Here is a 13,063-nt window from a genome sequence, read left to right as displayed (position 1 = left end):
GCGGGCCGACCGGGCAGAGTCGCTCGACGTGATCCCTCGGCGGAACCGACCGCGGGTGAGACCTGCTTCGGGAGCGGGAGGCCACCTGTCACAGCGAAGCGCAACGGCTTGGGGCCGAGGCTGAACGGTTCATGGTTCGACCGGTGATGTGCGAGCAGGAGCCGGCCCGTATCTCAACGGCGTGCGAAGTCGTCGGTGAACTGCCGCGAATCGAGCCGGTGCCGGTATCCCCTAAGCGGGTGAACGTGCGGCAAGAGGACGGTCTTCTCCTCGATGGCCGGTTGATCTGCCTGGCGCGCAAGAAGGAAGACCTGGTGGCATTTTATGTGTCCGAGCCCCGCGCGGACGGGTGGGTGCGCACGCGCGCGGAGCGTGGGCTCGTGCGGCAGTTGGCCACCGCCGTCGGGCGCGTGGACATCTCCAGGGTCACGCTCGCCGACGCCGAACCTGCACGTACCCGACAGCTCGTCTCCGAACGATGTTTCGCCCCGACAGCCGGAAGGTCCCATGAGCGCGCGTCGCCTGTTACCGAACGACGAGTCCCTTGACCTCATCATCGTACGCGGACGACCACCGACCACCAATCACCAACGAATCTCCGACTCAGTTCACCAGCTGGTCACCGTCGTCGTCTTGGAGCATGTGGCGGCGTTCCTGTTCGCGCTTGGAGTAGGCGGCTGCCCGGATCGCCTCGTCGCTCTCCAAGCCCGATCCCAGCGCGCCGCCCACCGTGGCGACCGAAGCGACGAACCAGGACAACGTCCAGTATTCCGCGGCGTCCAGCGGGGTTCCTGTCGTGGAAGCGAACACTTGGCCGTTGAGGATGAAAAGGGCCCACACCAGGTTGATGACGATCAAACCCACGTAGCAGACGAGCACCCCGATACCCACCGTCAGGACCGTCGAGGCGTTGTAGAGCCTCGCCCTCTGCCTCGCCTCCGGCGAGACCTCTGTTGATCGATGCCACAGCTGCGCGTCCACGATCAGCCAGCCGATCATGAGCGCGACAGACCCGACCGCGGCGATCACGAGGCGTGGCGCGCTCAGGGACTCGGCCAGGTTCCAGATGGTGGAGTTCACGGTGGCGACGGCTCCCGTGGCGAGTGCGGCCGCCAGGGCCTTCGACAAGCCCGGCACCAAGCGCCACGGCCGGTTGGCGCGGACCATACCGACGAGCACTCTCAGGTAGCCGCGCGGCCCGCTGACGACGTACCGAAGATCAGCGGTCTCCTCCTCACCGACCTGGCCCGGGTGAATAGGCGCGAGACGACTGACGAAGGGCCCCAGAAGCGGCTGACTCTGCGGTCCTTCAGCCCCGGTGGCCCACGGGCCCGCCAAGCTGAGCACGGCCTCTTCCACGGCCCGCCGGGCCCTCGTCTGCAGACGCAAGCCCCCCAGCGGAGGAAGGGACAGCAGCGCCAAGCCGTGTTCGTGACTCAGATCCACCACGAGCCTGCGCCCGTGTGAGTGCAGCGGAAGGTCGGTGAGGGCCACGACGATGTCCCAATTCTGCGCACTTCCACGGTCCATGATCCGGCGCATCAAGGTGGGCAGGTCCTCCGTCCCTGCGGTGAAGGGCTCACTGACCACCTCGACGTCGAACCGTCGCCCATGGCCCCACTTGTCGGCGAGCCGAGTGGGAAGTATCTGGGCCATGCGCTGCGCGATCTCCGTCGGCGCGTCCGGATCCGCCAGGAGAGCCACGACCGTCACGCCCTGAGACGACACCCTCATGACTCCTTCTCGTCGGCTGCCCCCCGCCATCGCAAGTGCCCACAGGATGCCCGCGAGGTGACGTCGACACCGCGTGACACGCTGGCCCCCGCCAGCAGGTGCAGGCGGTACGGCCAGACCTCCTCGTCCTTCCCGTACGGAGGGTCTGCCTTGTTCATCGGCATCACAGCCTCTACGCCACGCTGTTCGTGCTCGTCCGTGTCACCGCGGCGTTCCTGCTCACGCCGCAGTCGTTGCGCCCGCTCGTCGGGCATCAGCACGATGCCGGCCATTGACTTCCCTCGGGAGGACGACCGTGGGGTGGGCCGGGCCGTCTACGGGGCAGTCACGGGGCAGTCAGGGGGTGGTTGAGCGCCGGGACACGGACTGGCCCGCCACCGGCCGAGACTCCTCGGGGCCCGCGGTGCGGACCAGGTTGCCCGTCTTTTCCCGGTGCTCGTGCACGAGGCGGATCGCCATGGCACCTTCACCGGCCGCCGAGGCCACCCGTTTGACCGAGCCGCTCCTGACATCGCCGGCGGCGAAGACCCCGGGAAGGGTGGTCTCCAGCAGCAACGGACCACGGCCGAGCGAGTCCCACCGGGTCGCGTCGGCCGCCGCCTGGGCGTCGGCGCCGGTGAGGACGAAGCCCTTCTCGTCCAGGGCCAGCACGCTCCTGAGCCATTCCGTGCGTGGCCGGGCCCCGATGAACACGAACAGCGCCGCGGCCCGCAACTCCCTGCGCTCGCTGCTTGCGTTGTCCTCCACGATCAGCGACTCCAGCTTCACCTCCCCGAAGACGCCCCGGACTTCGGTGTGGAGCAGCACCTCGATGTTCGGGTGCCGTTCCACCTGGTCCACCAGGTAGCGCGACATGTCCGCGGTGAGGTCACCGCCCCGGACGAGGAGGTGGACCCTGGGCGCGTGATGCGCGAGGAACAGCGCCGCCTGCCCGGCGGAGTTCCCGCCGCCGACCACGGCGACCGGATCCGCCTGGCAGAGACTGGCCTCGTGCACCGTCGCCGCGTAGTAGACGCTGATGCCCTCCAGGCGGTGGATGCCGGGCACCTCGAGCCTGCGGTACCGCACGCCCGAGGCGAGCACCACGGCGCCCGCCCGGGTCCGGGACCCGTCTGTGAAGGTGACGACGTACTCGTCGTCCTGCGGGGTGAGCCCGCAGACCTCGGCGGGCACCATGAGGCGGGCACCGAACTTGTGGGCCTGGAGCACCGCGCGTTCGATGAGCTCGCCCCCGGAGATGCCCGACGGGAAGCCGAGGTAGTTCTCGATGCGGGACGAGGTGGCGGCCTGGCCTCCGGTGGCCACGGCGTCGACGGTGACCGTGGTGAGGCCGTCGGAGGCACCGTACACGGCGGCGGCGAGTCCCGCGGGGCCCGCACCGACCACCATCACGTCGCACCGCCCGGCCTCAGGCGAGGGGGCGGGCAGCCCGATGAACCGGGCGAGTTCGGCGTTGCTCGGATTGCGCAGCACCCGCTCGCCCTTCCAGATGACGACCGGAGTTTCCTCGGGACGGATGGAGAACCGACGCAGCAGCGCCTCCGCCTCCTTGTCCTTCTCCAGATCCACCCAGCGGTGGGGCAGCCGGTTGCGGGCGGCGAACTCCCGCAACCGCACCGTGTCCGGTGAATAGCACGACCCCAGGATCCGGAAGCCGGCGCCGAGGCCGATGAGCAGATACCGGCGGCCCAGGTAGGCGCGGAGGATCAGGTCGCCGAGGACGGGGTCGCGGCCGACCAGGGCGCGTTGCCGCTCCACCGGTACGGCCAGGATCTCGCCCGCCTCGCGCACCACGGCGGTGTCGAACGCCGCCTCGTCCTCCAGCAGCCCGAGTTCACCCAGGAACCTGCCGGGTCCGAGCACCGCCACCGTGCGCTCCTCGGGCCCGCCGTGGTCCTGGAGGATCTCGGCGGTCCCGCTGAGGATCGCGAGGAACTCCCGGAACGGCTCGCCCTCGCGGTACAGCACCTCGCCCCGGGTGGTCCTGCGGCGCTCACCGTGCGCGCTCAGGTCCTCGATCTGCTCCGGTGTCAGGCGCGGGAACGCCCCGTATCGGTCCGGGGTCTCGCGGACCGCACCATGCTTGTGCTCGGCCGTGCTCATCAGACCAGGCCTTCGTGGACGTAGCACCAGCGCCAGTCCTCTCCCGGCTGGAAGGACTGCACGATGGGGTGACCGGCGCTGCCCGCGTGCCGCCTGGCGTGCTTGAGGGGCGAGGAGTCGCAGCAGCCGACGTGCCCGCAGCTGAGGCAGAGCCGCAGGTGCACCCACGGGGAACGATCCCTGAGGCACTCCTCGCAGCCCTCCGGGGTACGCGGCGTCACTGGGCGCACCATCGCCAGGTGAGGATCAGGAATCGTGACCATGAGACTTCTCCTTCCGTGGGTGGGACTGCTCAGCCGCGGCCCGCGGTGGTCTCCTCCACGAACCGGTGCGCGACGGCGGCGACCGGTCGATGTCGACCTTGACGCGATGGAGCTCGCCCGCGAGCTGGTGTTCGGGTCACCGGGTTCAGCTCGGTCCTGGCCTGCTCCGCAGCCCCGAACAGCCGCTGCAGCGTGCGGGGCCTTACGCAGGTCGATGCCGTTCTCCTGCTGGAACGTGTCGGCGGGGTGGTCCACCAGGCGCCGGTCGAAGCCGTGGCCGCACAGGTGACTGTCGCCCGCCGAGGACCGCACATCGACCACGCCATCGCCGACGTCGAGGAGGCTGACCTCGAAGGTACCGTCGCCCAGGTCGAAGACGAGCCCGGTTTCGTGCTGCTTCTTGTCCAGACCGAAGGCGACTGCGGCCGCGGTCGGTTCGTTGACGCCTCCGTCACGCGTTGCCGCGTCGGGGGCGAGCTTTCGCAGCACCAGCGCGCCGCTCTCCTCCGGCGCGCACAGCTTTTCGGGGACCTCGTCGAAGCAGCGGCCGGTGAGTCACTCCGCGGAGCAGATGGTCCCCTTGGGGTTGGGGATCGCCTTCCTGCGGGCGAGCCGGCCGACAAGGGGTTCGCCAGTGTGGGATGAAGGCGACGACTGGCGGAGTGGTACGGCTGCCGGCGGAGTCGTTGCGGCAGCCGAGGAAGCAGAACTCGCTGACGCTGTTCGGGGCGTGGCCCGCACAGCCTGGTCCAGTCGCCACTCACAGCAGGAGGTCGAAGACGGCTCGGGCCTCGTCCCAGTGCTGGGTCCGAGGGATCTTCAGGTCGGGGTGGAGGATCTTGAAGCTCTGGGCAAGGGCCAGGCTGAGTCCGCCGATGACGTCCGGAAAGGCCGCCTCGGTCTCGTCGTCGGGTGTTCGATCCAGAGCGGGGTGGATGGCGAGCTGTTCCAGGATCGGCTTGAGTTCTATTTCCTGGTCGATCTTCTGGAAGTGGTGAATGCTCTCCTGCAGACCTTTCGTGATCGGTAGGTCAGAGGTCCGGATGATGTCGCGCCCGTTGGCCTTGGCAGTGGCCTGGGCGACGGTCAGCAGATCGTAGAGCTTGGCGTCGACGAAGTCGCTGTAGCGCTTGAGATCGTTCTTGTCGACGTCCAGCCCCGCGGCCGCGCGGAAGAACCTTTCGAACCTGGCGATGGACATCACGGTCATGACGGCAACCTCCGGCTGCGGGTGCCGGGATGGCTCCCGGCCCCTGGGCTTCCCGTTCAGCCTGGCCGACGCGGCGCGGCAACGCATGCGCATGTCGGGACCAATTAGCCTCCCGGTATCACCCTGCCAGGCCCAGGGGTCCGGCTGCCCGGGCGGTCGGACGGATGTGCGATCCGTCGGACGCAGACCGTGCCTGCCGGCCCTGGCAGCCGGGTGAATTTGGGCCCAGGCGGACGCAGGCCCCATCAACCCTGGCACCACGACGCTGGACCGGCTGGAGCGCCCCAAGGCCCGGAAAGCCTGTCTCGACGCGTCATGCTCCGGGCTGGTGACCGGTTTGGCCCCGGTTGCCGCACACGGCTCTGCGGACCCACCCCACGTTCCAGGAGTCTCGACGCATGAGGACTTCTATGGCCAAGGCAGATCCCGCCGGCCGCCGCAGGGCCTCATCCGCGTCCAGGGTGCTGCCAGGAGCGGGCGATGTTCTCCGGGGACTGCTGTTCGGCACGGACGCCGAAGAACAGCTCGGCGAGTCCGCGTGGTGGCGGTCATGGTTCACACCCTCATCGCCGAGCCGGCGGCGGAATGGCCGAGGTGTTCGTGGACGAGATGGACGGCCATCGCCCCATCGCCCCCTTGCCGACCGCCGAGGCGACCCGCGGGCCGGCCCCTCGTGTTCACCCTCCTGCAGTGGTGTGCCGGCCCGCTATCGCCTGCTCGACCCACGAGCGCAGGACGTCCGCGGGAGCCGCGCCGGCCTGCCGGGCGACGGTCTCGCCCTGGTCGAGGACGAGCAGGGTCGGCACCGCCTGCACCTCGAACCGCTGGCTGAGCCGTGGGGTCTTGTCCACGTCGACCTTGACGAGCTTGATCCGTCCGGCGAGGTCCCGGGCGACGTGTTCGAGGGCTGGGCTGACCATGCGGCAGGGGCCGCACCAGGTGGCCCAGAGGTCGACGACGACGGGCTGGGTGGCGTTGTCGGCGACCTCGGCGAAGTCGTCGTCGCCCGCGTCGACGATCCAGGGCAGGGGCTGCTTGCAGTGGCCGCATACGGGGCGTCCCTCGGCGGCCACGGGAATCCGGTTGCCGCGCCCGCAGTTCGGGCAGGTCACCGTCGTCGTCCGGTTGGTGTTCACGCCGCCCTCGCTTCCCGGGCCCCCTCCGGCTGGTCGTAGGTGACCACCAGCTCACCGTGCTCGGCGTCGACGCGCACCGTCGCGCCGTCCTGGACGTCGCCGCGCAGCAGGGCGCGTCCGACAAGTGTCTCCACCTCGTGGGAGATGTAACGCCGCAGCGGCCGGGCCCCGTACACCGGGTCGTAGCCCTGGTGGGCAATCGACTCCCGTGCCGCATCGGTGAGTTCGACGCTGATGCGGCGTTCGGCGAGCCGCTGCCGCAGCTCGTCGAACTGCAGCTCCACGATCCGCTCGATCTGCCGCTCACCGAGCGGCCTGAACAGCACGATGTCGTCGACACGGTTGAGGAACTCCGGGCGGAAGTGCCCGCGCAGCTCGCCCATCACCAGGGCGCGGGCGTCGGGTTTGATCTCGCCCTCGGCGGTGGCGCCGTCGAGGAGGTGCTCGGAGCCGATGTTGGACGTCATGATGATCACGGTGTTGCGGAAGTCGACGGTGCGGCCCTGAGCATCGGTGATGCGGCCGTCGTCGAGGATCTGCAGCAGGGTGTTGAAGACATCGGTGTGCGCCTTCTCGATCTCGTCGAACAGCACGACCGAGTACGGCTTGCGGCGTACGGCCTCGGTGAGCTGGCCGCCTTCCTCGTAGCCGACGTATCCGGGCGGTGCGCCCATGAGCCGGCTGACGGTGTGCCGCTCCTGGTACTCGCTCATGTCGAGGCGGACCATGTTCTCCTCGGAGTCGAACAGGGCCCGGGCGAGGGTCTTGGCCAGCTCGGTCTTCCCGACGCCGGTGGGGCCGAGGAAGATGAACGAGCCGATGGGGCGGCGAGGGTCGCGGATGCCGGAGCGGGCGCGGATGATGGCGTCGGCGACGAGCTTGACGGCCTCGTCCTGGCCGATGACGCGCTCGCGCAGGATCTCGTCGAGGCGCAGCAGTTTCTCGCGTTCGCCCTCCTGGAGACGGGCTACGGGGACGCCGGTCCAGGCGGCGACGATCTCGGCGATCTCCTCCTCGGTGACGACCTCGCGCAGCAGCCGGTTCTGCCCTTGTTTGGCGGCCAGTTGCTCCTCCTCTGCGGCGAGCCGGCGCTCCAGGTCCTGGAGGCGGCCGTAGCGGAGTTCGGCGGCGCGGTTGAGGTCGTAGGCGCGTTCGGCCTCCTCCGCATCGTGGCGGACCTGCTCCAGTTCCTGGCGCAGTTCCTGCACGCGGCGGATCGCCTGCCGTTCGGCCTCCCACTGGGCGTGTTGGGCGTCGGCCTCGCCGCGCAGGTCGGCCAGTTCCCTGCGCAACTCCTCCAGGCGGGCCTTGCTGGCGGGGTCGGTCTCCTTGGAGAGGGCCGCTTCCTCGATCTCCAGGCGGGTGACGCGGCGGGTGATCTCGTCGAGTTCGGCGGGCATCGAGTCGATCTCGGTACGCAGCCGGGCGCACGCCTCGTCGACGAGGTCGATGGCCTTGTCGGGCAGGAATCGATCGGTGATGTAGCGGTGGCTGAGGGTGGCCGCGGAGACCAGCGCGGTGTCCTGGATCTTCACGCCGTGGAAGACCTCCAGGCGTTCGCGCAGTCCGCGCAGGACGGAGATGGTGTCCTCCACGCTCGGCTCGTCGACCAGGACCTGCTGGAAGCGGCGTTCGAGAGCGGCGTCCTTCTCGATGTGCTTGCGGTACTCGTCGAGGGTGGTGGCGCCGATCATGTGGAGTTCACCGCGGGCGAGCATCGGCTTGAGCATGTTGCCCGCGTCCATGGCCCCTTCGGCGGCGCCCGCGCCGACGACGGTGTGCAGTTCGTCGACGAAGAGCAGGATGCGCCCCTGGGCGGCCTTGACCTCGCTGAGCACGGCCTTGAGGCGTTCCTCGAACTCACCGCGGTACTTGGCGCCGGCGACCAGGGAGCCCATGTCGAGGGCGAACACGATCTTGTCGCGGAGCCCTTCGGGCACGTCGCCGCGGACGATGCGCTGGGCGAGGCCCTCGACGATGGCGGTCTTGCCGACGCCGGGGTCGCCGATGAGGACGGGGTTGTTCTTGGACTTGCGGCTGAGGATCTGGGTGACCCGGCGGATCTCGGCGTCCCGGCCGATGACCGGGTCGAGCCTGCCGGCCCTGGCCTCGGCGACGAGATCGCGGCCGTACTTCTCCAGCGCCTCGTAGGCCACTTCGGGGTTGGCGGAGGTGACCCGCTGGTTGCCGCGGACCTGGGTGAGGGCGCTCAGGAACGAGTCCCTGGTGATGCCGGCCTGTTTGAGCAGTCGCCCGGCGGCGGTCGAAGAGCTCTCCTCAGCCAGGGCGAGCAGGAGGTGCTCCACGGACACGTACTCGTCCTTGAGGCGTTTGGCCTCCCGTTCGGCGGCGTCGAGCAGGCGGGCGAGGCGCTGGGTGACGAAGACCTGGCCGGGTGCCGCGCCGGGGCCGGTGACCTTCGGGCGGCGGGAGAGTTCCTCGCGCACGGCAGCGCGCAGTTCCTTCGGCTCGGTGCCGGCCTGTTGCAGCAGCCGCGGGATCAGACCGTCCTCCTGATCGAGAAGTGCGAGCAGCAGGTGTTCCCCGTCGACCTCGGTCTGCCCCATGCGGACGGCCGCGGTCTGGGCCTCCTGGAAGGCGTCCTGGGACTTCTGGGTGAGCCGGTTCATGTCCATGGGGGTGTTTCACTCCTCGTGCCGCGGCCGCGCAGGGCGGCTTCGAGCAGGCTGATGCGGTCGAGCAGGTCGAGCACCAGGCCGATGGATGCGTAGTTGAGGCAGAGCCCGGAGCGCAGCCGCTGGATGCGGGCGAGGACCGCCGGGGCCGTGGGGTCGAACACCAGGTGCCCCGCGGCGTCGCGCTCGGCGTCGACCAGGCCGAGGGCGACGAACCGGCGGATCAGATCGGGGTGGAGGCCCGAGCGACGGGCCACGGCGTCCAGCGAGAGCCTGGGGGCGGGCACGAGCGCGTACCGGACAGCCGCCGAGGCGGTGACGTCGGCGCCCGTCCGTACCGGACGGTCGCCCACGCCGGGCCGGCCGATGCCTGCCGCTCTCGCGGGTCGGTCGTTCATCGCGTCCTCCTGGGGTCGTACGAGGATGTGGCGGCGAGCTCCTCGAACAGTTCGCGCTCCCGGTCGCCGAGGCTGGGCGGCACCATGACGCGGAGTTCGGCGTACAGGTCGCCGTTCGCGCCGCGCGGGTTCGGCATGCCCTCGCCGCGCAGCCGCAGCCGCCGGCCGCTGGACGAGCCCGCGGGCACCGTGACCTTGGCCGTGCCGCCGCCAGGGGTGGGCACCGGCACGGTCGCCCCCAGGGCCGCCTCCCAGGGGGCGACCGGGACCTGTACGTGCACGTCGCGGCCGTCCAGCCGGAACCGGGGGTGGGGCTGGATACGCACCCGCAGGTACAGGTCGCCCGCGGCGGCGTCACCACTGCCCCGGCCGCCCTCACCCGCCAGCCGGATGCGCTGCCCGTCGGTGACGCCCGGCGGCACGTCGACCTCGTACCGCCGCGGCTGCCCATGGGGACCGGCGAGCGTGACGGTGCGACGGCCGCCTCGGTACGCCTCCTCGACGGTGAGCGGCAGTTCGGCCTCCTGGTCCGCTCCGGGGACGCCGCCTCGGGCGGCGCCGGCTCCGAACATGGAGCCGAGCAGGTCCTCGATGTCGATGCCCTCCGCGCCCTCCGCGCCGAAGTCGTCGCCGAAGCCGGTGCCGTACCGGACGCGAGGACCGCCACCGCCCGCGGTCCTCCGGCCGCGGAAGCCGCCGCCCGCTCCCGCCGCGACCCGTTCGTCGAAGTCCTCGGGGATCTTGCGGAAGTCCTCGCCGAAGCGGTCGTAACGGGCCCGGGTCTTCGGGTCCGACAGGACGCTGTATGCCTCGTTGAGGTCCTTGAAGCGTTCCTCCGCCCCCGGGTCCTTGTCGACGTCGGGATGGTACCTGCGGGCGAGCTTGCGATATGCCTGCTGGATCTCGTCCTGGCTCGCGGTCCGCGACACGCCCAGCACCTCGTAGAAGTCCCGTGCCATCGCCGGTCACTCCCGCTTCGCGACGGTCACCGCGGCCGGCCTGAGCTGCCGCTCGCCGTCCCCGTAGCCCGGGCGCAGCACCTCGACGACCGTGCCCGGTGGGGCGTCGGGGTCCTGGACGACGCCGACCACCTCGTGCCGGGCCGGGTCGAAGGCGACGCCGGTCTCCGCGTGCCGCGGGTAGCCGAGCAGTTCGAGCACGTTCACCGCCTGGTCGCGGACCGCCCGGACGCCCTCCACGATCGCGCCCGGATCGGCGCCGGCATGGGTCAGGGCGAGTTCGAGGTTGTCCAGGACGGGAAGGAAGGCGGCCGCCGTGCGGGACCGCTCGACCGCCCGTTCGCGCTCCAGTTCCCTGGCGTGACGTTTGCGAAGGTTGTCGAGGTCGGCGAGTGCGCGCCGCCAGCGGTCCTCCAGTTCCTGGATCGCGGTCGTGTACTCGTCCTCGGCACGCGCGGGGCCGGCGGCGTCGGGTCCCGGTTCGCCGTTCGCCGCTTCCGGCCGGGTCGGCGGGCCCGGTTGCGGCAGATCCCCGCGCGGCGGGCGTACGGCGCCTTCCGGGACCGGTTCGACCGGATCCGACGCGGCCCGGTCGGGTTCCTGGGGGTGGCTGGGCATGGCGCGCCTCAGTCCTTGTCGAACTCGGCGTCGATGACATCGTCGTCACCGCCACCACCGCTCGTGGGACCACCGGTGGGGGCGGCGCCCTGGCCGGGACCGCCGCCCGTGGTGGCGGCGCCCTGATGGGCCGCCAGCCCGGCGAGCACCTGCTGGAGTTCGGAGGTCAGGGGCCGCACGCGCTCCACGCCCGCCTCTTCCTTGACCGCCGCCCGGGCGTCGGACACGAGCATCTCGGCGCGCGCCTTCTCGTGCGCGGGCGCTGCGTCGCCCAGTTCGGCGAGACGCTTCTCGACCTGGTACGCGACGGCGTCGAGCTCGTTGCGGGCGTCGACGGCCTCGCGGAGTGCCTGGTCCTGACCCTGGTTGCGCTCGGCCTCCTGAACCATGCGTTCGACCTCACTGCGGTCCAGGTTGGAGCTCTCGCTGATGGTGATGCCCTGTTCCTTGCCGGTGTCCCGGTCGCGGGCCTTGACGTTGAGGATGCCGTTGGCGTCGATGTCGAAGGTGACCTCGATCTTCGGTTCGCCCCGCGGCGCCGGCCGGATGTCGGTGAGCTGGAACCGGCCCAGCACCCGGTTGTCGGCGGCCCGCTCGCGCTCGCCCTGGAGGACCACCACATCGACGGCCGGCTGGTTGTCCTCGGCGGTGGAGAAGGTCTCGCTGCGGCGCACCGGGATGGTGGTGTTCCGCTCGATGATCTTCGTCATCACTCCGCCGCGCGTCTCCACGCCCAGCGACAAGGGTGTGACGTCGAGCAGCAGGACGTCCTTGACCTCGCCCTTGAGCACCCCGGCCTGGATCGCGGCACCCAGGGCCACGACCTCGTCGGGGTTGACGCTCATGTTGGGTTCCTTGCCGCCGGTCAGCCGGCGGACCAGGGCCTGGACCGCCGGGATCCGTGTGGAACCGCCTACGAGGATGACCTCGTCGATGTCGCTCTCGCCGACCTTGGCGTCGGCCATCGCCTGCTGCACCGGTCCCAGGCAGCGTTCCACCAGGTCGCCGGTGATCTGCTCGAACGTGGACCGCATGACCGAGTCGGTGAGGTGCTTGGGCCCCGAGGCGTCGGCGGTGACGAACGGCAGGCTGACCTGCGTCTGCGTCACCGAACTGAGCTCGGTCTTGGCTTTCTCCGCCGCCTCGAAAAGGCGTTGCAGCGCCTGCGGGTCCTGACGCAGGTCGATGCCGTTCTCCTTCTGGAAGTCGTCCGCGAGGTGATCCACCAGACGCCGGTCGAAGTCGTCGCCGCCCAGGTGACTGTCGCCGGCGGTGGAGCGCACCTCCACCACGCCGTCGCCGACGTCGAGGATGCTCACGTCGAAGGTGCCGCCGCCCAGGTCGAAGACGAGGACGGTCTCGTGCTCCTTCTTGTCCATGCCGTACGCGAGGGCGGCCGCCGTCGGCTCGTTGATGATCCGCAGCACCTCCAGTCCCGCGATCCGTCCGGCGTCCTTGGTGGCGGTGCGCTGAGCGTCGTTGAAGTAGGCGGGCACCGTGATGACCGCCTCCGTGACCCGCTCCCCCAGCTGCTTGGAGGCGTCGTCGGCGAGTTTGCGCAGCACCTGTGCGCTGATCTCCTCAGGCGCGTACAGCTTGTCGCGCACCTTGAAGCGGGCCGCCCCTCCGTCGCCCTCGACGACGTCGTACGCCACCGCCCTGGCCTCGTCGGAGATCTCGTCGAAGTGCCGGCCGATGAACCGCTTGGCCGAGTAGATGGTGCCCTTGGGGTTGAGGATCGCCTGGCGCCGGGCCAGCTGGCCCACCAGACGTTCCCCGGTGTCGGTGAAGGCCACCACGGACGGTGTCGTGCGGTTGCCCTCGCTGTTGGGCACGACGGACGGCTCACCGCCCTCCCAGACGGCGATCACCGAGTTGGTGGTGCCCAGGTCGATGCCCACTGCCTTGGCCATGGGGAACTCCTCCCGGTACGGCGCCTGCGCCGACTCTGCGGATCACGTTCGTTCAGGTACGGGTGGACCCTCCGCCGGTGGTCTGCGGCCCGC

General features: G+C 70.3%; 12 protein-coding genes and 1 pseudogene. 1 reads left to right on the top strand and 12 read right to left on the bottom strand.

Annotation, left to right across the window (positions count from 1 at the left end; translation table 11 throughout):
- Window positions 1-146 precede the first annotated feature (146 nt).
- Complete coding sequence (locus AQJ64_RS48895; protein ID WP_157880800.1) at window positions 147-548, top strand: hypothetical protein; 402 nt, start codon at window positions 147-149, stop codon at window positions 546-548.
- A 55-nt stretch (window positions 549-603) separates the two neighbouring features.
- On the opposite strand, the gene AQJ64_RS03970 is transcribed toward AQJ64_RS48895, so the two are convergent.
- From AQJ64_RS03970 to dnaK, 12 genes and pseudogenes are all read right to left on the bottom strand, one after another.
- Window positions 604-1,734 carry a hypothetical protein gene (locus AQJ64_RS03970; RefSeq protein WP_206189597.1) on the bottom strand — a complete coding sequence of 377 codons (1,131 nt, stop codon included), beginning with the start codon at window positions 1,732-1,734 and terminating at the stop codon, window positions 604-606.
- A complete protein-coding gene (locus AQJ64_RS03965; protein ID WP_055631524.1) occupies window positions 1,731-2,006 on the bottom strand; it encodes a hypothetical protein in 276 nt (91 codons plus the stop codon). Before AQJ64_RS03965 ends, AQJ64_RS03970 begins: the two co-directional genes overlap by 4 nt.
- Before the next feature lie 64 nt (window positions 2,007-2,070).
- Window positions 2,071-3,837 carry an FAD-dependent oxidoreductase gene (locus AQJ64_RS03960; protein WP_055631523.1) on the bottom strand — a complete coding sequence of 589 codons (1,767 nt, stop codon included), beginning with the start codon at window positions 3,835-3,837 and terminating at the stop codon, window positions 2,071-2,073.
- Window positions 3,837-4,100, bottom strand: coding sequence for a UBP-type zinc finger domain-containing protein (locus AQJ64_RS03955; RefSeq protein ID WP_055631522.1), 264 nt, complete (start codon window positions 4,098-4,100; stop codon window positions 3,837-3,839). Before AQJ64_RS03955 ends, AQJ64_RS03960 begins: the two co-directional genes overlap by 1 nt.
- A gap of 128 nt (window positions 4,101-4,228) precedes the next feature.
- A pseudogene (locus AQJ64_RS45270) lies at window positions 4,229-4,785 on the bottom strand (Hsp70 family protein); the annotation flags it as partial.
- 75 nt (window positions 4,786-4,860) lie between these two features.
- Window positions 4,861-5,310, bottom strand: coding sequence for a DUF1931 family protein (locus AQJ64_RS03945; protein WP_055631520.1), 450 nt, complete (start codon window positions 5,308-5,310; stop codon window positions 4,861-4,863).
- A 677-nt stretch (window positions 5,311-5,987) separates the two neighbouring features.
- A complete protein-coding gene (trxA, locus tag AQJ64_RS03940; protein ID WP_055631519.1) occupies window positions 5,988-6,446 on the bottom strand; it encodes a thioredoxin in 459 nt (152 codons plus the stop codon).
- Window positions 6,443-9,082: an ATP-dependent chaperone ClpB gene (clpB, locus tag AQJ64_RS03935; RefSeq protein WP_055631518.1), complete on the bottom strand. Its 2,640-nt coding sequence runs from the start codon at window positions 9,080-9,082 to the stop codon at window positions 6,443-6,445. Before clpB ends, trxA begins: the two co-directional genes overlap by 4 nt.
- On the bottom strand, window positions 9,073-9,480 hold the full coding sequence (locus tag AQJ64_RS03930) for a chaperone modulator CbpM (protein ID WP_055631517.1): 408 nt from the start codon (window positions 9,478-9,480) through the stop codon (window positions 9,073-9,075). Before AQJ64_RS03930 ends, clpB begins: the two co-directional genes overlap by 10 nt.
- Window positions 9,477-10,439, bottom strand: coding sequence for a DnaJ C-terminal domain-containing protein (locus AQJ64_RS03925; protein WP_055631516.1), 963 nt, complete (start codon window positions 10,437-10,439; stop codon window positions 9,477-9,479). Before AQJ64_RS03925 ends, AQJ64_RS03930 begins: the two co-directional genes overlap by 4 nt.
- A gap of 6 nt (window positions 10,440-10,445) precedes the next feature.
- Window positions 10,446-11,057: a nucleotide exchange factor GrpE gene (locus AQJ64_RS03920; protein WP_055631515.1), complete on the bottom strand. Its 612-nt coding sequence runs from the start codon at window positions 11,055-11,057 to the stop codon at window positions 10,446-10,448.
- An 8-nt stretch (window positions 11,058-11,065) separates the two neighbouring features.
- Window positions 11,066-12,970, bottom strand: coding sequence for a molecular chaperone DnaK (gene dnaK / locus AQJ64_RS03915; protein WP_055631514.1), 1,905 nt, complete (start codon window positions 12,968-12,970; stop codon window positions 11,066-11,068).
- Between the last annotated feature and the right edge of the window lie 93 nt (window positions 12,971-13,063).

Origin of the sequence: Streptomyces griseoruber, from assembly GCF_001514205.1 — a bacterium.
In the GTDB taxonomy this organism is placed as follows: domain Bacteria; phylum Actinomycetota; class Actinomycetes; order Streptomycetales; family Streptomycetaceae; genus Streptomyces; species Streptomyces griseoruber.
Note: the sequence above shows the minus strand (reverse complement) of the source record. Positions and strands in the feature narration are given on the sequence as shown.

What these genes read in the sequence shown, in the direction of transcription:
- AQJ64_RS48895 (WP_157880800.1), top strand. Translation starts at nt 147, where the DNA reads ATGTGCGAGCAGGAGCCGGCCCGTATCTCAACGGCGTGCGAAGTCGTC.
- AQJ64_RS03970 (WP_206189597.1), bottom strand. Translation starts at nt 1,734, where the DNA reads ATGAGGGTGTCGTCTCAGGGCGTGACGGTCGTGGCTCTCCTGGCGGAT.
- AQJ64_RS03965 (WP_055631524.1), bottom strand. Translation starts at nt 2,006, where the DNA reads ATGGCCGGCATCGTGCTGATGCCCGACGAGCGGGCGCAACGACTGCGG.
- AQJ64_RS03960 (WP_055631523.1), bottom strand. Translation starts at nt 3,837, where the DNA reads ATGAGCACGGCCGAGCACAAGCATGGTGCGGTCCGCGAGACCCCGGAC.
- AQJ64_RS03955 (WP_055631522.1), bottom strand. Translation starts at nt 4,100, where the DNA reads ATGGTCACGATTCCTGATCCTCACCTGGCGATGGTGCGCCCAGTGACG.
- AQJ64_RS03945 (WP_055631520.1), bottom strand. Translation starts at nt 5,310, where the DNA reads ATGACCGTGATGTCCATCGCCAGGTTCGAAAGGTTCTTCCGCGCGGCC.
- clpB (WP_055631518.1), bottom strand. Translation starts at nt 9,082, where the DNA reads ATGGACATGAACCGGCTCACCCAGAAGTCCCAGGACGCCTTCCAGGAG.
- AQJ64_RS03930 (WP_055631517.1), bottom strand. Translation starts at nt 9,480, where the DNA reads ATGAACGACCGACCCGCGAGAGCGGCAGGCATCGGCCGGCCCGGCGTG.
- AQJ64_RS03925 (WP_055631516.1), bottom strand. Translation starts at nt 10,439, where the DNA reads ATGGCACGGGACTTCTACGAGGTGCTGGGCGTGTCGCGGACCGCGAGC.
- AQJ64_RS03920 (WP_055631515.1), bottom strand. Translation starts at nt 11,057, where the DNA reads ATGCCCAGCCACCCCCAGGAACCCGACCGGGCCGCGTCGGATCCGGTC.
- dnaK (WP_055631514.1), bottom strand. Translation starts at nt 12,970, where the DNA reads ATGGCCAAGGCAGTGGGCATCGACCTGGGCACCACCAACTCGGTGATC.